Here is a 21046-nt window from a genome sequence, read left to right as displayed (position 1 = left end):
TGGCCCCTTTGATGACACCGCCCTAGACGACGGCGGACCTCCCCGCATCCACGAGGACCTCCCGCACGACCGTCGCCGAAGCGACGGCATCCGAGGTGTCGGAGTGGATGCACACGGATTGCACGCGGACGGGCAGCACCGACCCGTCCCGAGTCGTCAGGGAGCCGTCGACCACGGCCTGCCGGGCGCGCCTCTTCACTTCTGCGGGATCCCTCGAGGGCGGGTTGCGTTCGACGATGAGGTTGCCGTCCTCGTCGTAGTCGAGGTCGACGTAGAACTCGGAGACGAATCCCACGCCCGCCGCGGCCGCCGCGCTTTCGTGCGCTGTCCCCGCCACGCCGAAGACGGGCACGCCGTATTGCGCGGCGACCTCGCACACGCCGTTCATCAACGCCTCATCGCGCGACGTCATGCCGAACAGCGCGCCGTGGGGCTTGATGTGGTCGAGCGGGACTCCGAGCGCGTCGAGGAACCCGACGAGGGCGGCGACCTGATACCGGACCAGGTCGCGCGCCTCCTCAGGGGTGATGGCCATCGCTCGCCGCCCGAAGCCGGCGATGTCGGGGAGCCCGGGGTGGGCTCCGACCGTCACACCGGCCGCCGCGGCGGCCCTCACGGTTCTCGCCATCTGGGTCGGGTCGCCGGCATGCATGCCGCAGGCGACGTTCACCGTGTCGACGATCCGGAGGAGCGCGTCGTCATTGCCGAACGAGTGGACGCCGACCGACTCTCCGAGGTCGGCGTTGATCGTGATCGTGTCGGTCATGGCGCGTCAGAGCTGCGGCGCGTGCCGGCCCTGCAGGACGCTCTCCACGCCGGCCGCGACCTCGAGCAGCGGACGCTCCGCGTACGGGGCTGCCATCAGCTCGAGCCCGACGGGCAGCCCGTCGCCGGTGAGGCCCGCGGGCACCGTGATCGCCGGGAACAGCAGCTGGGAGGCGATGACCGTGTTCGTCGGGTAGGTGAGGCAGGTCCACCGGTCGGCGAAGATGTCCTCGTGCGTCGGCGCCGGCAGCTTCGAGTCAGGGAAGGCGATCGCGTCGAGGTCGTTCCGGGCCATGATCCCGAGGACCTGGCGCTGGAAAGCGGTCTGGGCCAGGACGCGTTCGACATAGTGGGGATCATCGGTCGGGTTCAGGGGGCCGGCGACGATGCCCTCCAGGAGGTCGAGCTTCTCGTGGTACTTCCCCTCCTCGATCAGGTAGCGCATGGAGGGGATGCCGAGGCCCGGTCGCGCCGCGACGAACTCGTTCATGTCCTGCTGGGACCGGGTCGTATAGAGGGAGGTGAACCCGACCTGCTCGTCGAGGTCGTCGATCTCGATGTCGATGAGCTCCGCTCCCGCTCGGGCTAGGGCGTCGAGAGCCCGCTCCACGGTTTCGTTGACGCGCGCGCCGTCAGGGTCGGCGGGGTCGCCGAACGCCTGCCGGAGCACGCCGATCCGCTTGCCGGCCACGGAGGCGCCGCTGACGCTGTCGACGTAGGGGCGCCCCTCCCCCGCGACCACGACCGCCGCGGTGTACTCGTCGGCGGGGTCGTACCCGACGAGCACGTCGAGCAGCCGAGCTGCGTCCTCGACGGTCCGGGTCATCGGACCCGAAGTGTCCTGCGGCTTCACGAGCGAGGACATCCCGGCCCGTGAGATCAAGCCCGGGGTCACCCGGAGTCCGACGAGCCCGCAGAAGGACGCGGGCAGGCGAATCGACCCACCCGTGTCCTCGCCGATCCCGACCAGCGACAGGTTGGCGGCGACGGCCGCCGCCGTCCCGCTCGAGGAGCCGCCGGGGTCGCGTGCCAGGTCATACGGGTTCTTGGTGAGGCCGCTGCGGGATGACGTCGAGAACCAGGAGGTCGCGAAGTCTGGCATCGTGGTCTTCCCGAGGATGATCGCTCCGGCATCCCGCAGCCGGGCGATCGCCGTCGCGTCCCGCTCGGGCCGGTAGTCCCCCGAGGCGACGCTGCCGAAGCTGGTCGGCAGGTCGGCGGTCTCGATCTGGTCTTTGACGACCACCGGGATCCCGTGGAGGCGCCCGACGAGCTCGCCGGTCTCGGCGAGTGCGGCATCGAGGCGCCTGGCCTGGTCGAGCGCCGTCTCCGAGACGGAGATCAGCGAGTTCAGCTCCGGTCCGGAACGGTCGAGGTGCTCGATCCGGTCGAGATAGGCGGCGATGAGCTCTTCAGCGGTGAACGCTCCCGATCGGTACGCGTCGTGGACGGCGGCGATCGACAGGTCTTCGAGCGGCAAGGCGATGGTCATGATTCCTTCTGTTCCTTCTTCGTCGTGGCGACGACCGGGAGGCGTCGCTTCAGCGGTTCTGTGGAGGAGGCGGAGCGGCGGCGGCGCACCACCCGCACGGAGGCGAGGGCGGCGATGATGATGACGCCCTTGATGATGTTCTGGAAGTACGGGTCGATGTCGAGCAGGTTGAAGCCGTTCTGGAGGGTGGCGAGGATCCCGACCCCGACCGCCGTTCGCCAGATCGCCCCTCGGCCCCCACTGAGTGAAGTGCCCCCGACGATGACGACCGTCAGCACGTCGAACACGAGATTCGGGTTGAGGTTCGCCTGCGCGGAGCTCAGCTGGGACGCGGTGATGACTCCCGCCACACCCGCGCAGAACCCGGAAACCGCATACGTGCTGGCGGTCACCGCACCGACCCGGATTCCCGCGAGCCGGCTGGCCTCGGAGTTGCCCCCGACCGCGTACACGGAATGCCCGTAGGCGGTATAGGCGAGTACGAGGCCGCCGAGGATCATCAGCCCGATGGCGAGCAAGCCCGAATACGGGATCCCCGCGAGCCGGCCCGTGCCCAGTGTGCCGAACGGTGCGAAGTCGACGACGAAAGGCCGATTGCCCGTCAGGACCAGCGCTATTCCTGACAGGACCAGGGAGCTGCCCAACGTCGCGATGAACGGGTTGACCCGCAGAACGGTGACGACCGCCCCGTTGAGCAGTCCCGCCACGAGCCCGACCACCAGCGCGAGCGCGAAGGCGACGATCGGCGCCTGGGTGCGGCCCACCGCCGCCGCGACGACGGCGCTGAGCGAGTAGATCGACGCCACCGAGAGGTCGAAGCCTCCCGTGATGACCACGTAGGTCATGCCGACGCCCATGATGGCCACCGGTGCCCACTGGCTGAGGATGTTCGTCACGTTGCCGTACGCGAGGAAGTTCGGCTGCGCCACCGCCACGACGACGACGAGGACGAGCAGTGCGACGGCGACGCCGGCTGAGCGCAGCCGGCCGATCAGGGCCGACACGCGGGAACGACGCGGGCCGAGCGCATTCATCGTGGAAGCGGTCACGCTGCTGCTCCTTCCGTGGTTGCGGTCGCCGCGAAGGCGTGCGCCAAGATCTCGGGGACGCTCGCTCCCTTGGGCAGTTCGGCCACGACCCGGCCGCCGGCGACCACGACGATCCGGTCGCTGTGCTGCGCCACTTCGGAGAGGTCGCTGCTCGACCAGATGACGGCGTGACCGGCGTCGACGAGGTCCCGGATGGTTCGGAAGATCTGCGCCTTCGCGCCCACGTCGATCCCCCGGGTCGGTTCGTCCAGCAGGAGGCAACTGACGCCACGCCCGAGAAGCCTCCCGAGCAGCAGCTTCTGCTGGTTCCCTCCCGACAGAGTGCCGGCGGCGGCGGTCAATCGGTCGGGGGCGAAGCCCACCGACTCGGCGAACGGGCCAGCCCAGCGGCGGATCCGGGAGGCGGTGACAGGCGCGCCTGCGCCGCGCGGAGCGAACCTGCCCACGGCGACGTTCCACGCCGACGGGCGATCGAGGACGAGTCCCTGGCCCTTGCGGTCCTCCGGGGCGAGCATCACCCCGGCGTGGAGCGCCTGGCGCGGATGACGGGGCCAGGGGCGCTCGCGACCCTCACGGATCATCGAACCGTGGTCGACCCGATCGGCGCCGGCGATCGCTCGGAGCATGCGGGTCCGGCCGGAGCCGACCAGTCCCGCGACGCCGAGGATCTCTCCGCGGCGCACGTCGAGCGACGGGACATCCACGCCAGGTGCCCGGAGGCCGCTGATCCGGAAGAGCTCCGGGCGCTCGCCGCCCTCGTGCCGGGGCGCGCCCGCGGAGACGAGCGGCACCCCGCCGACCATGGCGGCGACCAGCTCTGGAGCGGTCCACTCGCTCGCCGGCCGCGTCGTGACGACGCGCCCCTCCCGGAGAACGGTCACGTCGTCGCAGACATCGAGGACCGCCTCCAAGTCGTGCGAGACATAGACGACGGCGAGTCCGCGGTCGCGCAGCGACCGGATGACCGTGTGCAGGCGCTCGATGTCCGCCGGGCCGAGGGAGGCGGTCGGCTCGTCCAGGATGAGAACCCGCCTGTCGTGACTGATCGCCCTCATGATCTCCAGCTGCTGTTGGGCGCTGGTCGAGAGGCTACCCGCCCGCGTTCCCGGGCGCGTCGTCGCTCCGATGGCGGCGGCGACCCTCCGATACGCGCGTCGAGCCTCCGTCCGGCGGACGACGCCGAATCTGGTCGGCAGCGCACCCAGGAAGACGTTCTCGAGCGCTGTGAGGTCGGGCACGATAGTGAGCTCCTGATAGATCATGGCGACGCCGGCCTCGGCGGCGTCGTGCACGCTTCCCTCGACCCGGCGGCCGCCGACGATGACCGAGCCCGCATCCGGCTTCTCGGCTCCGGCAACGCACTTCATCAGAGTGGATTTTCCCGCTCCGTTCTCACCGACGAGACCATGGACCGTCCCGGCCGCGACCGCGAGGTCGACCTTGTCCAGCGCCACGACTCCCGGGTAAGCCTTCGCGAGCCCCTCGATGACGAGACCCTGCTCATCGCGTCCCGTCATCTCAGTACTCCGGGGAGAACTTGGACGCGTTGTCCGCGGTCACGAAGATCGAGCCCGGTCCATTCACGACCGCGGGCGCCTGAGCGAGGTAGGCGAATCCTGGCGTGCCCGCACCGGTCTCGAGCTTGCGGGCGAGCTGGACGATGCCGTAGCCCGACTCCTCGTACGGCAGGAGGACGCTCGTCTCGGTCCAGCGTCCGGCCTGGACGGCCGCGACGCCGTCCTTCGTTCCGCCCACCGAGTAGATGCGCACATCCTTGCCGGGAGTCTTCCCGGCGGCGGTGATGGCCTGTTCGACTCCCCGGGTCATGTCATCCCACGACGAGAGTACGAGGGTGACGTCGGGGTGCGCCGAGAGAGCGTCCTGCACGACGCCGAGCGCCGTCTTGGGGTCGAAGCTTCCCGGCTGGTTGGCGACCACGGTCACTTTCGGGTACTTCTTGCCCGCCGCCGTGATCGCGTCCTGCCAGCGGGTGAACAGATCGCTGCCGACGTAACCGCCCACGGCGACCGCTTTGCACGGGGACGTGCAGCTCTTGAACGCGTTCTCCACGTGCTCCTGGAAGAACGACTCGGTCTGCATTCCGACGAATCCGACGGTTCCCTCGGTGTAGTCCGCACTCCCGCACATGGGACTGTTAATCGTCGCGACCGGCTTGCCGGTCGCCTTGAGCAGCTTCCAGTCCGAACACCCGCTCGTCGAGGCGACCGGGGAGAACACGAAGCCGTCGAAGCCGCGTTGAACGGCGTCCTGGACCTGGCTGAGCTGAGTGTTCGGGTCGAAGTTGGCGTCGAACACGGTCAGCTTCACGCCGGCCTTCTTCGCCATGTCCTGTGCGCCGGCCAGGCGCGTCTGGCAGTAGGAGTTCGCGGCCGCGCATTCGGCGAGATAGGCCACGGATTTGCCCTTGAGTTCGGGCAGGCCGGCGTCGAGGTAGGCGAGAGTCTGCTTCATCGCGTCCGAGCTGGCGGTCGCCGCGGTCTGGGCACCCGCGGGGGTGGCGGCCGGGGTAGGGGCAGAGCAGCCGGCGAGAGCGACGCCCAGCACCGCGAGAGCGGCGACGGCGACGATGGCACGGGTTCGGGTCATGGTTTCTCCTTGTTGACGAACTTCATTGTCCAACATTCAACATACGAATTATTACCTTGGTGTGTGAACCTTGTAAAGGGTGTGTTTCCATTGACTGGGAGAGGGAGGGACATGAACGATTTCCAGCCGGAGCAACTGGGCCGCAAAGACGCGTCCGGGCAGATCGCGCGCCAACTGCGCAACGCGATCTCACAGGGGGTCTGGCAGCCGGGCGAGAGACTGCCGACTGAGCAGGAACTCGCCGACACGTTCGACGTGGCCCGCGCGACCGCCCGCGAAGGGCTGAAGCTCCTCTCCGCAACAGGTCTCGTGATCTCCGCGCGCGGGAGCAACGGGGGCACCTTCGTGGCGATCCCGGACGCCGAAGAAGTCGCCGAGCAGCTGAGCGACGCCATCCAGCTCTGGTACCGTGCCGGCAATGTCTCGCTCCACGACGTGGATGAAGCGCGCTGGGTTCTCGAGATGCAGTGCGTCGACCTGGCCGCCCGCCGGAGGACAGACGAGGATCTGTCCGCGATCAGTCGACCCGTGGAGGCGTCGCGGGACCTCGAGATGGACATCGCCGACTGGCTCGACCTCGACCTCGAATTCCACACGGCGATCACGAAAGCCGCCAAGAACAAGATCCTCGAACTCGCGATGACGTCCGTGCACCTGGCGCGACCGGCGACGAACTCGGTATTCGTGGAGTACCTGGACCGCGAGTCGGTCACGAACCAGCACGAGGCGATCTACCTCGCAATCCGGGACGGCGACCCCGACGCCGCGCGGGCCGCGTTCCAAGGCCACGTCAGCTACCTGGACCAGACCCGGCGCGAAGCTCTCGACCAGACAGACGCTGCCGACATCCTCGTCGCTACCCTGCCCGAGGTGCGCCACTCCGCCGCGGAGAGACCGCGGGCCTGATCGATCAAGCGAACGGGATCTCGGGATTCTCCGTCGGGATGTTGCTGAGATCACGCTCGCTGCGATCGCGCGCCTCGGCTTCCGCTTGACGGTTGATGGAGCGCGCTCCCACGTACACGAAGATCGTCGCGACGAACGGGATGATCGCCCCCTCCGCCCGAACTGAGCGCGGGACTGGATCATCTGAGTCCGAGGTGTCCGCGTCGTAGAGCGGGAGAGCGAGCACGTCCTGAAGGAGTCGGATGAAGGGGCCGGATCACTCCGCAGTGTCCGTGATCTCCCCGATGAGCCGACCGATCTTGTCGCGGACGTCGAGCTGCTCCTCGGTGGCATGCGTGAAGAGGATCCGGTAGATCACCGGGGCGACGACCACATCGACCACGCGATCGGTGGGCGGAGGCGTCTCGCCCCTCTCGATCGCCCGGGACCGGATCTCATCGATGTGCCGGCGCAGAATCTCGTAGTAGTCGGTGGTGACATCCCTGTCCGCGATCATGTCGCGAAGCACTTCCCGACCGAGGTCGGTCGAGAATTCTTCGACGTAGGGCACGAACCAGGCAAGCAAGTCGCCTTCCAGGGTCCCGGTGTCCTCCACCTGCTCTCGAGCGAGCGAGTTCGACGCGACCGCGGCCAGTAATCCCTGGAGGTCACGCCAGCGACGATAAATGGTGCTGGTGTTGACGCCTGCCCGCTTGGCGATCTCGGGAATGGACAGGGCGGTCCGGTCCCCGCCGTTCTCCTCGAGCAGTTCAGTCACGGCCGAGTGCACCGCCAGCTGGATCCGTGCGCTGCGGCCTCCCGGGCGGGCTGTCGGTGCGGTGGCCATGCATCGATTCTAGAGTTCCTCTCACTAACGCACAAAATGTGCGTTAAGGTTTAGGATGCCTTAACGCACAGTTTTTGCTTTAAGGAATCGAGGTTCAGATGAGACGCCGCCACGCGGCATTCTGGTTGCACGCTGCGGTGCTTATCGTGTTCATCGGCGGATCTGCGGCGCCGTCCCCGCTTTACGCGCAGTACGCGCACGAATGGGCACTCGGGCCGATCGCTGTCACCGCAGTCTTCGCCGTCTACGCAGCCGCCATCCTCATCACCCTGCTGATCACGGGTTCTCTTGCCGATCACCTCGGCACGCGGCCGGTGCTCATCGTGGCGATCGTCCTCGAGATCGCAGCCATGCTCCTCTTCGCAAGTGCAGCCTCCCCTGCCGCCCTCATCGCCGCACGCGTCATCCAAGGGGTAGCCACCGGGGCGACGATGAGCGCAGCCGGGTCCGCCCTTATGGCGTTCGAGAACCCGGACCGTCCGGCCGGATCGCTGCTGAACAGCCTCGCCTCACCGGTCGGGCTCTCGAGCGGCGCGCTCGGGTCGTCCCTCCTGGTCGGCTTGGCCCCCGCACCGGCGCAGGTCGTCTATCTCACGATCGCGGCACTGCTGGTGGTGCTGGGAATCCCGCTCGCCATGCATCCGCAGACCGGGGGCACGCTGCCGTGGACACCGCGATCGCTCGTTCCGCGACTCCGGATCCCTGCTGCGGCCGTGAAGACGGTCGCCACGGCGATGCCGGTCGGCGCCGCGACGTGGGCGCTCGGCGGGTTCTACCTCTCGCTCGGACCTTCGATCACTCGTTCACTCACCCACAATCCGGCGGTCATCATCGGCGGTCTCGCGCTGTTCGCCCTGTTCTTCCCGGCCGCGATCACCGTGTTCGCGCGGCGGTGGTCTGACCGGACCACCATGCTGGTCGGGGTCACCTGCCTTGTCACCGGCGTATCGGTCACCGCACTCGCCGTGGTCTCCGGCTCCGCGCTCTTGTACTTCGTCGGGACGATGGTGGCGGGATGCGGTTTCGGCAGCGGCTACTCCGGGTCGCTACGGGTCACCCTGCCGCTCGCCGCACCCCACGAGCGCGCCGGCATGTTCTCGGCGGTCTACGTCATCTGCTACCTGGGGTTCAGCGTCCCGGCCGTCGCCGCAGGCGCACTCACCACGACGCTCGGCCTCAAGACGACGACCCTCATCTACGGCGCAGCGCTCGTGGTGGCGGCGATCCCCGCACTCATCACCAACCTCCGTCCGGCCCGGAAGCGCCGGACCGCGGTCGCCACCACGACCGGCTCCCTCCGCGCTGTGCTCGGATCGACCCCCTCGCTCTGACCCTCTCGCAACCTTTAAGGAGACAACCATGTCCTTCACCCTGCCCACTCACGTCGACACCCGACCCCTGGCGGTGATCGGCGGCGGCACCCTCGGCCGACGCATCGCGCTGATGCTCGCCCTTCACGGAGCGGACGTGCGTGTCTACGACACCGCGCGCGCGACCGCCGACACCGCGGCGGCCTTCGTCCAGGCGGCGCGCCCGGACCTTGCGGCGGCACTCGGAGGCACGACCAACGGCGCCTTGACCGCGTCCACCGACCTCCGCACTGCGCTCGACAACGCGTGGCTCGTCATCGAGGCTGTCCCCGAGAAGCTGGCCCTGAAGAAGCAGGTCTTCGCCGACCTCGACAGGCACGCCGCCCCGGACGCCATCCTCGCGAGCAACTCCTCCTCGTTCCCCACCTCGGCCTTCCGCGACAGCGTCGCCGATCCCGCCCGGCTCCTGAACACCCACTTCTACATGCCGCCCCAGGCACGCTCCGTCGAACTCATGTCAAGCGGTGCCACCGCCGACGCCGTCATCGAGTTGGTGAGTGCCGAGTTCAGCCGCTACCACCTCCTCCCGCACATCGTGCGCAAGGAGAGCACGGGCTTCATCTTCAACCGCATCTGGGCGGCAATCAAGCGCGAGGCCCTCTCGGTCGTCGCCGACGGCATCGCGGACCCCGCCGACGTCGACGCCCTGTTCGCCGACCTGTTCCGGGCAGAGCTAACCCCGTTCCGCTTCATGGACCAGGTCGGGCTCGACGTCGTCCGCGACATCGAAGACCACTACGCCGCCATCGCAGGCCGCGAGAACACGCTCGCTCCCTTCCTCCGGTCCTACATCGAACAAGGCCGACTCGGCGTCAAGACCGGCCGCGGCATCTACGACGACTACGCCTGAGCCCAGCACGCATCAGGACGTCGTGGACGAGCGCTCCCTCAAGACTGCGGCGATGCACCTGAATGCTTCCCTATGAGGTGAGTGTGTCCGAATTGTGTCCAATCGCCCTCCCAACGACGAAACGGCGGCTGATCATCAGCCGCCGTTCCCGCGTTTTCAAGCTATGTAGCGAGGGCGGGACTCGAACCCGCGACACCACGATTATGAGCCGTGTGCTCTAACCACCTGAGCTACCCCGCCGGGGCCTCCCGTCGTCGCGACCGGGAGACGGAGCCCCCTGTGGGAATCGGACCCACTACCTCTTCCTTACCAAGGAAGTGCTCTACCAATGAGCTAAGGGGGCGAAGCCAGCACGGAGCCTTCCGCGTTTTGGCAACCAGAAGAGAATACCATCCGCGCGGGGGTGCTCTGTACCACCGGAGCACCCCCGCGACGCTATGCAGAGGGGTTCCGCAAGCTTGCGCTCAGGCCGCTTTCGCTGCGGCCGAGGCGCCGTCAAGCACCTCCAGCTCGCCGGCGGCCAGCTCGAGCTCGACCGACGCGAGCAGGTCGGGCAGCTGCTCGGGCGTGCGGGCGCTGGCGATCGGCGCAGTCACGGTCGGCTGGGCGGCGAGCCACGCGAGCGCAACCGTGGCGACGGAGGCGTGGTGCGCAGCGGCGACCTCGTCGAGGGCCGAGAGCACGGCCCGGCCCGTCTCGTCGAGGTACTTGGCGGCACCCTGAGCACGGGGGCTGTCGACCGTCGCGCCGTCGCGGTACTTGCCGGTCAGGAAGCCGGCCGCGAGCGCGAAGTACGGCATCACTCCGAGGTTCTCGCGCTCGGCGAGGGCGCGGTACCGCGTCTCGTAGGCGCGCTCCACGAGGTTGTAGTGAGGCTGCAGCGCCACGGCGCGATGGAGGCCCTCGCGCTCGGTGATGCGGAACCACTCCTCGATCCGCTCGGGCGAGTAGTTCGAGATGCCGATGTAGCGGACCTTGCCCGCGTCGACCAGACCGGACAGCGCGGCGACCGTCTCCTCCAGCGGCACCGTCTCGTCGTCGAAGTGCGCGTAGTAGAGGTCGATGTAGTCGGAGCGGAGGCGCTCGAGCGATGCGTCGGCCGCACGGCGGATATTGTCTGCGGCGAGGCCCTTGAAGTCGGGGTGCTGGCTGACCTTGGTGGCGAGGACGACCTCGTCACGGTTGCCGCGCGCCTCGAACCACTCGCCGAGGATGCGCTCGGAGTCGCCGCCCGTGTTGCCCGGCACCCAGGCCGAGTACCCGTCGGCGGTGTCGACGAAGTTGCCGCCCGCGCTGAGGTACTGGTCGAGAACGGTGAACGACGTGCCGCGATCGGCCGTCCAGCCGAATACGTTGCCACCGAGCGAGAGGGGATAGACCTCGAGATCGGAGCCTCCGACAGTGCGGCGAGGTGCGGTCATTCTTGTTCTCCTTGAGCTGAGGCGGACGAGAGCGGGCCTGACCGACGGTGTGATCGTCGATTCTTGACCCGGTATTCGACGGTAACGCGACGAGCCTCGCGCTATTCCGGGGCTGAAGGATCTGTGAGCAATCGCAGACGCTGCACCTACTGTTGAGGTGTGGAAATCCAAGCGCCGGACCTCCAAGCGCCCGACTTACGAGCGGACTGCTCCCGCTGCGTCGGGCTCTGCTGCGTCGCCCTCGCTTTCGCGCGATCGGCCGACTTCGCCATCGACAAGCCGGCCGGCGATCCCTGCGTGAACCTGGCCGACGACTTCCGTTGCACGATCCACCCGGTGCTTCGAGACTCCGGGTTCAAAGGCTGCACCGTCTTCGACTGCTTCGGCGCAGGCCAGCAGGTCACGCAGCACACGTTCGGAGGCGCGACCTGGCACGACGAGCAGGTCCGCCCCGACATGTTCGCCGTCTTCCCCGTCATGCGCCAGCTCCACGAAGTGCTTTGGTACCTCGCCGAGGCTCTTGAGCTGGTGGAGGCGTCACCCCTCCACCCTCGGTTGCGCCGCGCAGAGCGCGAGGTCCGGGAGGCTGCTGCCGCCCCTCCCGAGGCCCTGCGCGAACTCGACGTTGAGGCACTGCGCGCCCCCGCGGCGGCCCTCTTGCGCGACGCCGCGCGCCTGACGCGCGAAGCCGGCCCGATCGGCACGGGAAACCTCCGCGTCTCGCGCACCCGACTGCGCCCGGGCGCTGACCTGGCCGGCGCCGACCTCCGCGGTGCGGACCTGCGCGGGGCCGAACTCCGTGGCGCCCTTCTCATCGGCGCCGACCTCCGCAAGGCAGACCTCTCTCGCGCCGAACTGATCGGAGCCGACCTCCGCGACGCCGATCTGGCCGGCGCAGACCTGAGCCGGGCCGTCTATCTCACCCAGATGCAGGTCAACGCTGCAGCAGGCAGCACGACGACGCGTCTGCCGGAACGCCTGCAGCGCCCGGCCCACTGGCGCTGACTCAGGCCGTCGGCACGCTCGGCGCCGGCAGCTCCCACGCAACGAACGCCGGCCCCTCGACAGCAAGCTCGAGCTCACCCGCGTCGGTGACCGCCAACGAACCCTGTCCGGAGAGCAGACGGGCCGACTGCGCACCGGCAACGGCGTGCTGCGGAAGCGTAACCGTGACCGGCTCGCGAGCCGCGAGCACCAGCACGGACTGCTCGCGACTCTCGCGCACGAACACCAGAACGTCCTCGTCGGCGTGGAGCCAGCGCATCCCTCCCCCGTTCAGGGCCGGGTGGTCGCGCCGGAGCCGCAGCATGTCGCGGTAGAGCGTCATCGCGCCCTCGGCCGCCGGGTCGCCCCACGGCAGCGGCGTGCGCGACGCCTCGCCGTCGACGCCGGTCAGCCCGAACTCGTCGCCTGCGAACACCGTGGGGATGCCGGGAAGAGTCGCCGAGAGGCCGAGCGCGACCGGCACCGCGCCCGGTCGGGCGGAGGTTGCGAACCGGGGCGTGTCGTGCGTGTCGAGGGCGTTCATCATCCCTACACGCGTGCGCCACGGGAACCCCGCCGTGAACCGCGTGTGGGCGGCCAGCACCTCCCGACCGCCGTGCTGCGGGATGCCCGCGACCGGCAGGCCGAAGAAGTTCACCGCTTCGCCACGCTCCGACAGCCACGACCACACGGGACGCGTGAAGTTCGCGTACGTCATCGCGCCGTGCCACGCGTCCCCGCGGAAGTCGCCCGTCGCATCGTTCGTCGACTCCGCCAGGAGGATCGTGTCGGGGTTGATCTCGATCATCGTGCGCCGGATGGCCTGGCGCACCTCCGCGTTGAGGTCGTCGTTGCGGTAGCGGCCGGTCATATTGGCGACATCGATCCGCCACCCGTCGAGCGAATACGGCGGCTGCAGCCAGCGGCCGACGACGGAGTCGGGCCCCTCGATGAAACGACGGCGCAGCTCGGCCGAGTTCCAGTTGAACTTCGGGAGGCTCGGCACACCCAGCCACGAGACGTACTCGGTGTGCTCGTCGTTCAGCCAGTAGAAGAAGTCGCTCTCGGGTGCGCGTGGGTCGCCGTAGGCCGACTGGAACCATTCGTGCCCGATGCCGCAGTGGTTCGCGGTCAGATCGCCGATCACGGTCAGTCCGCGCTCGTGCGCGGCTTCGACCAAGCGGATGAGCGCGTCGTCGCCTCCGAGCAGCGGGTCGACGGAGCCGAAGCTCGACGCGTCGTAGCGGTGGTTGGACCGCCCCGGGAAGAACGGGGTGAGGTAGATCGTCGTGGCCCCGAGCTGCTCGATGTGGTCGAGACGCTCGACGATGCCGTCGAGGTCGCCGCCGTAGAGCTGCTGCGACCGGCCCGGCTGGAGCAGATCGACCGGGTCCGACCAGTCCGCGGGGATCGCCCAGCCCGGCAGCGGCCTGCTGTCGGCGCGGGAGGAGCGCGCGAACCGATCCGGGAACACCTGGTACAGCACCGTGCTCGCGAGCCGCTCGGGAGGCGCGGGGTGCGTCACGAGCAGGAAGTCCTCGGAGTCGAGGGTCTCGAGCTCATGCACACCGGTCGCGTTGACCCAGACGGCACGCCCGTCGGCGCGATTGATGAGGAAGCGGTATCCGTGCTCCGGGTTCTCGACGAGGACCGGCGCCTCCCACCAGTCGTGGCCGTCGCCTGCGCCCACGATCCGCGCCTCCGTGTAGCGCGGCTCCCGGTCGGGGTTGGACCGTGTGCGGACCGACGCGACCTCGCCCCAGGCGTGCGGCACCCGCAGCCGGACGCGCACCTCCTCCCCCAGCTTCGGCGCGGCGGTGGAGACGTGGAGGGGCGAGCCGTCGTGGTGCGGCAGCAGTGCGGCCGCGGTCACTTGACGCTCCCCGCGGTGAGGCCTCCGACGATGTACTTCTGGAGGAAGAGGAACAGGGCCATCACGGGCAGCGCCGCAAGCACGGCCCCGGCCGCGAAGAGACCGTAGTTCTCGGAGAACTGCTGCGACACGAACTGGTACAGCCCGACCGCGAGGGTCTGCTTCTCGGGCGAGATTAGCACGGTGCTCGCGATGACGAACTCATTGGTCGTCCCGATGAAGGTCAGCAGCGACACCACGGCCAGGATCGGCGCGACGAGGCGTAGGATGATCGTGAAGAAGATCCGCGCGTGGCCCGCGCCGTCGAGCTTCGCCGCCTCGTCGATCGACACCGGCACCGTGTTGAAGAAGCCGTACATGAGGTACGTGTTCACGCCGAGCGCCCCTCCGAGGTAGACCATGATCAGCCCGATCTGGCTGTCGAGCCCCAGCGGCGGGAAGACGTCGCCGATCCCGTTCAGCAGCAGGAAGATCGCCACCATCGCGAGCAGCTGCGGGAACATCTGCACGAGGAGGAGGGACAGGAGCCCCACGCGGCGGCCGGTGAAGCGCATCCGCGAGAACGAGTACGCGGCCAGCGCGCCGAGGAACACGGAGCCGACCGAGGTCGCGATCCCGATCACGAGCGTGTTCGCGAACCACGCGGCATACGGCTGCTGCGGAAGCTGGAACAGCCGCACGTAGTTGCTCGGGTCGAGCGAGCTGAACGGGGCGTTCGCCGTCATGAGCGTGCCACCCGGGCGAAGGGAGGCGGACAGCACATAGAGAAGGGGGAACGCGGCGAAGACCACCATGACGACGCCGACGAGGTGGCGCCAGCCGGTCTGCCGGAACCAGCGCCCGAAGGTCGGACGGCGACGGGTGGCGGACGTGGCGGTCATGTCAGCTCCTCGAGGGCCTTGGTCTGTCGGAAGCTGATCGCCGAGATCGCGGCGACGAGCACGAAGATGATGATCGAGAAGGCGCTGGCGAGCCCGTAGTCGCGGTTGGCCCCGACGAACGCGACCTTGTAGACCATCGAGATGAGGATGTCGGTCGACCCGACGTTGATCCCGGCGTCGGGCAGCTGGGGGCCGCCGTTCGTCAGCATGTAGATCAAGTTGAAGTTGTTGAAGTTGAACGCGAACGAGCTGATCAGGAGGGGCGCGAGCGACACGAGGAGGAGCGGGAACTTCACGCGCCGGAATGCCTGCCAGGCGGTGGCCCCGTCGACGCGGGCGGCCTCCTCCAGTTCGCTCGGGATCGCCTGGAGCGCACCCGTGCAGACGAGGAACATGTAGGGGAATCCCATCCAGAGGTTCACGAACAGGATGCTTCCCCGCGCCAGCCACTCGTTCGTGAGCCACGGGATCTTGGCCCCGCCGAAGAGCACCTGGTTGACGAAGCCGAAGTCGGGGTTGAGCATGCCGGCCCACACCAGCGCCGAGAGGAACGCGGGGAACGCGTACGGCAGGATCATCGCGACCCGGTAGAACTTGCGCCCGCGCATCCTCCAGTCGTTGAAGACGAGCGCGAGGAAGAGTCCGAGCACGAAGGTCGTCAGGACCGAGAGCACCGCGAACGCGAACGTCCAGACGGTGACCTGCACGAGCGGCCCGCGGATCGACTCGGTGCCGAACGCGCGGAAGAAGTTGTCGAGGCCGACCGGGATCTGCCAGCCCGGCAGCAGCTCCTTGCCGTTCGGGGCGGTGAACGCGCCGCGACCGGTGTCCGAGTAGACGACGCCGCTCTTGGTATCGGTCATCGTGTCGGCCTTGGCGTCGTAGACGAGGGTCGACCGGTAGAGGTAGGCGGTGCTTCCGTCGGACGTCCGGAGGGTGCCGTCGTTGGCGTCCGCGCTGACGGGGACCGCGAGGCCGGCGATCGCCTCCTGCTGGCTGATCACCTGCGAGAAGTCGAGCTTGGTGTACCCGGCCGGCAGGGAGCCGTCCACCGGGTGGAGGGGGTGGGTCGCGTCACCGAGCGAGACGCGCCCCTTCGGGTCGGTCACGAGGAACCCGAGACCGTCGGGCCCGCGGACGACCGTGACCTCGTAGGTCGCCGAGTCCGGCACGCGCGTCTCGGCCGACTGGAGGAGCGCGGTCACCGCGTCCTCCTTGGAGGAATTGTGACCGGTGCCGTAGTTCGTGAAGGCGATGTACCCCGAGTACCCGACCACGAAGAGCTGGAACACGACCAAGAACAGCGCACCCGGCACGAGGTACTTCGCGGGGAGGCGCTTCCGGCTCAGGTAGACCGCGTTCACGATCGCGGCGATGGCGAGCACGACCACGAAGGCCGTCCACTGCGCTTTGCCCGCGAGGACGATGAGCGCGTACAGGCTCGTGGCGTCGACGAGACCCAGCAGAGCGATCTTCGCGATCAGTGCCGGGACCCCGATGGAGGCGCGCTCCGCTACGCGCGCCGCGCGCGCCGAGCGCTTGGCCCGGACGGGCGGCAGTGCGCCGCCGGGTGGTGTGTCGAGATCGTCGTCGATCTCCGTCTGCGTCGTCATTCGACCCTCCTCATGGCCGCGGTCCGACCCCGGCCGGACGCGAGAGCGCCCGGCCGGGGTCGTGCCGTCACTGCTGGATGGCCGCCTGGATGTCGCTGGTCATCTTCTGCCAGAGCTGCGCCGGGTCGCCCTTGCCGCCGATGATCGACGCCTGGGTGACGCCCCAGAACTGCCAGACCTTGCCCATCGCGGGGATGTTCGGCATCGGCTGGCCGGTCGCGCCGACCTTGCCGAAGCCCTCGATGATCGGGTCGCTGGCGGCCTTCTTGAAGGCGGCGGTCAGCGCCGGCGGCCGGGCGCCCACCTTGAAGAGCTCGGTCTGGACCTTCTCGGTGCCGATGTAGTTGGTGAGGAACTCGTTGGCCGCGAGCTTGTTCTTGGTCTTCGAGCTGATGAAGAAGCCCTGGACGCCCACGAACGGGGTCGCCGGCTTGCCGCCGGCGGACGGGATCGGGTCGACCGCGAGCTTGATGCCCGCCTTCTGCGCGTCGGCCACGTTCCACGGGCCGGTCAGGAAGAACGGGGCCTTCCCGGCGAGGAACTGCTCCTTGGCGATGTCGCCGGTGACGGAGGTGCTGAGCACCCCGGCCTTGCCCTGCTCCGCCAGCCAGGAGGCGAAGGCGTCGCCGTTGGTGCCGCCGAGCTCGAGCTTCTTGGGGTCGTAGCCGCCGGTCGAGTTGGTGCCGAACACCGGGGCGCCGAACGAGGCCTGGAACGGGTACAGGTGGTACGGGTCGGACTGCGGGCCGACCTGGACGAGGAAGCCCTTCGACACCATGTCGGCGTACGAGGTCGCGGGCTCGGGGGCGAGAGCCGTGTTGCGGAGGATCGCGATGTTCTCGATCGAGTACGGGAGGCCGTAGGTCTTGCCCTCGTAGGTCATCGCGTCGACGGCGACCTTCTGGAAGCCGGAGGCCTTGTCGCCGAGCTCGATCGGCTGGACGACGCCGTTCGCGACGAAGTTGCCGGTCCAGTCGTTGGCGCCGATCGTGATGTCGGGGCCCTTGCCGGTCGGGACCTGGGCGACGAACTGGTCCTGGATCTTGCCGAAGTCCTTCTGGACGAGCGTGACCTTGACGCCGGTCTCCTTGGTGAAGGAGGCGGCCGCATCCTTCATGACCTTCGCGCGGTCGGCGTCGACCCAGACGGTCAGCGGGGTCTTGCTCGCGGAGTCACCCGAAGCGGAGGACGACCCTCCGGCCGAGCAGCCGGCGAGCGCGAGGACGGCCGTCAGCGCGGCCGCGGTGGTCAACAGGATGCGGGGTCTCACCGTCATTGGTGTGCCTTTCGGTTGTGAATGGTGCAAGCGCTTTCATTGATATCAGGCGCCACCGACAGACGCAAGTCCGCCAAAATCCGGACATTACCCGGCCGCGACGCCACTTGAAACCTCTGTTCTGCGATGTATTGTGCAAACGCTTGCAACAATTGTCCTGCCGGCTCTCAGCCCGCCACTAGGATCGGATCGACCCGAACGAGGATGAGTGAACATGGCGGGCATCGACGATGTCGCACGGCTGGCCGGCGTCTCCACGGCCACGGTGTCGCGCGCGCTCAGCGGCAGCGTGAAGGTCTCCGACGCCACGCGACTCAAGGTGACCGAGGCCGCCGACGCCCTCGGGTACGTCGTCTCGTCGTACGCCTCGAGCCTCGCCTCCGGCCGGACGCGCAACGTCGGAGCCGTCGTCCCGCATCTCAACCGCTGGTTCTTCGCGTCCGTCATCGAGGGCGCCGAGCGGGCGCTCCTCCGGCGCGGCTACGACCTGACGCTGTACAACCTGAGCGGCGGAGGCGAGGAGCGGCGGACGGTCTTCGAGCGGCACCTGCTCCGCCAGCGCGTGGACGCGGTGATCGCCATCTCGCTCGAACTCACCGACGAGGAGATCGGCCGCCTCCTGCGCATCGGCAAGCCGCTCGTGAGCGTCGGCGGCCCCCTGAAGGGCGTCCGCTCCCTGTCGATCGACGACGTCGCCGTGGCCCAGCTCGCCACCGCGCACCTGATCGCCCTGGGGCACCGGCGGATCGCGCACATCGGCGGCGGCCGCGAGTACGACCTCGACTTCCACATCCCGACCAGTCGCCGTCACGGCTACGAGCGGGCGCTCACAGCCGCGGGCATCCCGATCGAGCCCGCGCTGTACCGCACCGCCGACTTCACGATCGCGGGCGGTTACGCCGCGGCGAAGCAGCTTCTCGGCACGCCCGGCGACCGGCCGACGGGAATCTTCGCCGCCTCCGATGAGATGGCGATCGGCGCCCTCCTGGCCGCGCGCGACCTCGGCATCTCCGTCCCCCACGACGTCTCGGTGGTCGGCATCGACGACTACGAGCTCTCGGAGTTCTTCGGTCTGAGCACGGTGGCGCAGTTCCCCGGGCGCCAGGGCGAGCTCGCGGTCGACCTGCTGATGCGCACCCTCGAACCGTCGGGCGAGCACCAGCCCGATGCGGCTAGCATGTCCTCCAGCGCCGACGCCGGTGCAACGATCCCGGTCCCGTACGAGCTCATCGTGCGAGGGAGCACCGCCGCACCAGCGCTCGGCTGACACCCCAGGACCGCCCCAGACCGACCCTCGCCGAAGACAGGTGATCCGTATTCCGACCACGACCCCTCCCACCCGCGCCCTCTCCCCCTCCACGCCCGGCCGCGAGTGGTGGCGCTCCGCCGTCATCTACCAGGTGTACCCGCGGTCGTTCGCCGACGCCGACGGCGACGGCATGGGCGACCTCCCGGGCATCACCCACCGCCTCCCGGCCCTGCAGCAGCTGGGCGTCGACGCCGTCTGGCTGTCGCCGTTCCAGACCTCGCCGCAGCGCGACGCGGGCTACGACGTGGCCGACTACCGCGACGTCGACCCGCGCTTCGGCACCCTCGCCGACTTCGACGCCCTTCTGGAGACGGCGCACGGACTCGGCATGCGCGTGATCATCGACATCGTCCCCAACCACTCCTCGAGCGACCACGCCTGGTTCCAGGAGGCGCTGGCCGCCGGCCCGGGAAGCCCCGAGCGCGACCGCTACATGTTCCGCGACGGCAAGGGCGAGAACGGCGACCTCCCGCCCAACAACTGGCAGTCGATCTTCGGCGGCCCGGCGTGGACGCGGGTCACCGAGGCCGACGGCCGTCCGGGCCAGTGGTACCTCCACCTGTTCGACAAGTCGCAGCCGGACCTCAACTGGGAGAACCCGTGGATCTGGGAGCAGTTCCGCGGCATCCTCCGCTTCTGGCTCGACCGCGGCGTCGACGGCTTCCGCGTCGATGTCGCCCACGGCATGGTCAAGGAGGCGGGCCTCCCGGACTACACGCCTCCGGAGAGCGCGGGCTCGATGGGCGCGGGCCAGGTCGGCCCGGGAACGGGCGGCATCCCGCTCGAGCCCGAGATCGGCGGCCACGGCGAGACCGAGCCGGCGACCCCGCCCTACTTCGCGCAGGACGGCGTCCACGAGATCTACCGCGACTGGCACAAGGTGCTCGAGGAGTACGAGGGCGATCGCGTGCTCTGCGGCGAGGCCTGGGTGGAGCCGCTCGAGACGCTGGCCCACTGGGTCCGCCCCGACGAGATGCAGCAGACCTTCAACTTCGGCTACCTCGAGACCCCGTGGGAGGCGGCGCCCCTTCGCTCGGTGATCGACCGCTCCATCAGCGTCTTCGGCAGCGTCGGCGCGCCGAGCACCTGGGTGCTCTCCAACCACGACGTCGTCCGTCATGCCACGCGCCTCGCCCTCGAGAACATCAACGTGCAGGGTCACGGCATCGGCCCGAAGACGACGGGGATCGCCGACCCGGCCTTCGCCCTGCGGCGCGCCCGCGCGGCGACCGCCCTCATGCTGGCCCTCCCCGGCTCGGCCTACCTGTACCAGGGCGAGGAGCTCGGCCTCCCCGAGGCGATCGACCTGCCCGACGAGGCCCGTCAGGACCCGACCTGGTTCCGCACGAACGGCGAGCGCTACGGCCGCGACGGCTGCCGCGTGCCGATCCCGTGGGAGGGCACCGAGCCCTCGTACGGCTTCGGCCCGTCCGACCGCAGCTGGCTGCCGCAGCCTGCGTCCTGGGCCGAGTACACGCGCTCCTCGCAGGAGGGCGTCCCCGGCTCGACGCTGACCATGTACCAGGAGGCGCTGGCCGCCCGCCGTGAGCACGACCTGGCCTTCGGCGAGCTCGACTGGTTCGACCTCGGACCGGACGTCCTCGCCTTCCGCTCCGGCGGTGTGACGGTCGTCAGCAACCTGGGGACCACGCCGGTCACGCCTCCCGCGGGCCGGATCATCCTCGAGAGCGGCCCGCTGGAGAACGGCGCACTCCCGCAGGACACCACCGTGTGGCTCGTCTGAGCTCTTCGGGCTGAAATGCGGCAGGGCGGTCTCCTTCGGGAGGCCGCCCTTCGGCGTCTCGTGCGCGGTCAGCCGGGCTT

The 21046-nt window shown here is 68.9% G+C and carries 18 protein-coding genes and 2 tRNA genes; 6 read left to right on the top strand and 14 right to left on the bottom strand.

The genetic code is table 11. The features are described 5' to 3' along the window. Positions 1 to 22: 22 nt before the first annotated feature. Genes pxpA through FPT20_RS01910 form a run of 5 tightly spaced genes read right to left on the bottom strand, consistent with a single transcriptional unit; the run spans position 23 to position 5913 of the window. The gene (gene pxpA / locus FPT20_RS01930; RefSeq protein WP_158862048.1) at positions 23 to 766 is read right to left on the bottom strand and encodes a 5-oxoprolinase subunit PxpA; all 744 of its coding nucleotides are present in this window, start codon (positions 764 to 766) and stop codon (positions 23 to 25) included. 6 nt (positions 767 to 772) lie between these two features. Continuing rightward, positions 773 to 2257, bottom strand: coding sequence for an amidase (locus FPT20_RS01925; RefSeq protein WP_158862046.1), 1485 nt, complete (start codon positions 2255 to 2257; stop codon positions 773 to 775). Further along, entirely contained in the window at positions 2254 to 3306 is a 1053-nt protein-coding gene (locus tag FPT20_RS01920; RefSeq protein ID WP_158862044.1) for an ABC transporter permease, read from the bottom strand. Before FPT20_RS01920 ends, FPT20_RS01925 begins: the two co-directional genes overlap by 4 nt. Further along, a complete protein-coding gene (locus tag FPT20_RS01915; protein WP_158862041.1) occupies positions 3303 to 4823 on the bottom strand; it encodes a sugar ABC transporter ATP-binding protein in 1521 nt (506 codons plus the stop codon). The genes FPT20_RS01920 and FPT20_RS01915 overlap by 4 nt, the downstream gene beginning before the upstream one ends. Position 4824: 1 nt before the next feature. Beyond that, positions 4825 to 5913: a sugar ABC transporter substrate-binding protein gene (locus FPT20_RS01910; RefSeq protein ID WP_158862039.1), complete on the bottom strand. Its 1089-nt coding sequence runs from the start codon at positions 5911 to 5913 to the stop codon at positions 4825 to 4827. A gap of 111 nt (positions 5914 to 6024) precedes the next feature. On the opposite strand from FPT20_RS01910, the gene FPT20_RS01905 reads away from it, so the two are divergent. After that, entirely contained in the window at positions 6025 to 6819 is a 795-nt protein-coding gene (locus FPT20_RS01905) for a FadR/GntR family transcriptional regulator (RefSeq protein ID WP_158862037.1), read from the top strand. A gap of 4 nt (positions 6820 to 6823) precedes the next feature. Here FPT20_RS01905 and FPT20_RS01900 read toward each other — a convergent pair whose 3' ends face one another. Beyond that, positions 6824 to 7045, bottom strand: coding sequence for a hypothetical protein (locus FPT20_RS01900; protein ID WP_158862035.1), 222 nt, complete (start codon positions 7043 to 7045; stop codon positions 6824 to 6826). A 30-nt stretch (positions 7046 to 7075) separates the two neighbouring features. Further along, entirely contained in the window at positions 7076 to 7645 is a 570-nt protein-coding gene (locus FPT20_RS01895) for a TetR/AcrR family transcriptional regulator (RefSeq protein ID WP_158862033.1), read from the bottom strand. 98 nt (positions 7646 to 7743) lie between these two features. Between FPT20_RS01895 and FPT20_RS01890 the strand changes: the two genes are divergently transcribed. Next, entirely contained in the window at positions 7744 to 8976 is a 1233-nt protein-coding gene (locus FPT20_RS01890) for an MFS transporter (protein ID WP_158862031.1), read from the top strand. Positions 8977 to 9004: 28 nt separating this feature from the next. Next, positions 9005 to 9865, top strand: coding sequence for a 3-hydroxyacyl-CoA dehydrogenase family protein (locus FPT20_RS01885; protein WP_158862029.1), 861 nt, complete (start codon positions 9005 to 9007; stop codon positions 9863 to 9865). A 166-nt stretch (positions 9866 to 10031) separates the two neighbouring features. On the opposite strand, the gene FPT20_RS01880 is transcribed toward FPT20_RS01885, so the two are convergent. The 3 genes from FPT20_RS01880 to FPT20_RS01870 form a co-directional block, all read right to left on the bottom strand. Next, positions 10032 to 10105 (bottom strand) — tRNA-Met (locus FPT20_RS01880). Positions 10106 to 10136: 31 nt separating this feature from the next. Continuing rightward, a tRNA-Thr gene (locus FPT20_RS01875) sits at positions 10137 to 10208 on the bottom strand. 121 nt (positions 10209 to 10329) lie between these two features. Beyond that, positions 10330 to 11286, bottom strand: coding sequence for an aldo/keto reductase (locus tag FPT20_RS01870; RefSeq protein ID WP_158862027.1), 957 nt, complete (start codon positions 11284 to 11286; stop codon positions 10330 to 10332). 159 nt (positions 11287 to 11445) lie between these two features. Between FPT20_RS01870 and FPT20_RS01865 the strand changes: the two genes are divergently transcribed. Beyond that, entirely contained in the window at positions 11446 to 12291 is an 846-nt protein-coding gene (locus tag FPT20_RS01865; RefSeq protein ID WP_442786464.1) for a pentapeptide repeat-containing protein, read from the top strand. Position 12292: 1 nt separating this feature from the next. Here FPT20_RS01865 and FPT20_RS01860 read toward each other — a convergent pair whose 3' ends face one another. The 4 genes from FPT20_RS01860 to FPT20_RS01845 all read right to left on the bottom strand — a co-directional run bounded on the left by FPT20_RS01860 (position 12293) and on the right by FPT20_RS01845 (position 17913). Next, positions 12293 to 14143, bottom strand: a complete 1851-nt coding sequence (locus tag FPT20_RS01860) for a glycoside hydrolase family 13 protein (RefSeq protein WP_199245641.1) — start codon at positions 14141 to 14143, stop codon at positions 12293 to 12295. Continuing rightward, positions 14140 to 15024: a sugar ABC transporter permease gene (locus FPT20_RS01855; RefSeq protein ID WP_158862025.1), complete on the bottom strand. Its 885-nt coding sequence runs from the start codon at positions 15022 to 15024 to the stop codon at positions 14140 to 14142. Before FPT20_RS01855 ends, FPT20_RS01860 begins: the two co-directional genes overlap by 4 nt. Beyond that, on the bottom strand, positions 15021 to 16637 hold the full coding sequence (locus tag FPT20_RS01850; protein WP_158862023.1) for an ABC transporter permease subunit: 1617 nt from the start codon (positions 16635 to 16637) through the stop codon (positions 15021 to 15023). The genes FPT20_RS01855 and FPT20_RS01850 overlap by 4 nt, the downstream gene beginning before the upstream one ends. A 67-nt stretch (positions 16638 to 16704) precedes the next feature. Further along, positions 16705 to 17913, bottom strand: coding sequence for a sugar ABC transporter substrate-binding protein (locus FPT20_RS01845; protein WP_158862021.1), 1209 nt, complete (start codon positions 17911 to 17913; stop codon positions 16705 to 16707). A 214-nt stretch (positions 17914 to 18127) separates the two neighbouring features. Between FPT20_RS01845 and FPT20_RS01840 the strand changes: the two genes are divergently transcribed. Both FPT20_RS01840 and FPT20_RS01835 read left to right on the top strand, forming a co-directional pair. After that, the gene (locus tag FPT20_RS01840) at positions 18128 to 19180 is read left to right on the top strand and encodes a LacI family DNA-binding transcriptional regulator (protein ID WP_158862019.1); all 1053 of its coding nucleotides are present in this window, start codon (positions 18128 to 18130) and stop codon (positions 19178 to 19180) included. Positions 19181 to 19220: 40 nt separating this feature from the next. Beyond that, positions 19221 to 20966, top strand: coding sequence for a glycoside hydrolase family 13 protein (locus tag FPT20_RS01835; RefSeq protein ID WP_442786463.1), 1746 nt, complete (start codon positions 19221 to 19223; stop codon positions 20964 to 20966). Positions 20967 to 21046 lie beyond the last annotated feature (80 nt).

Source organism: Leifsonia sp. AG29, from assembly GCF_009765225.1.
Classification (GTDB): domain Bacteria; phylum Actinomycetota; class Actinomycetes; order Actinomycetales; family Microbacteriaceae; genus Leifsonia.
The sequence above is the reverse complement of the archived record's forward strand: the minus strand, read 5'-3'. Positions and strand labels throughout refer to the sequence as shown.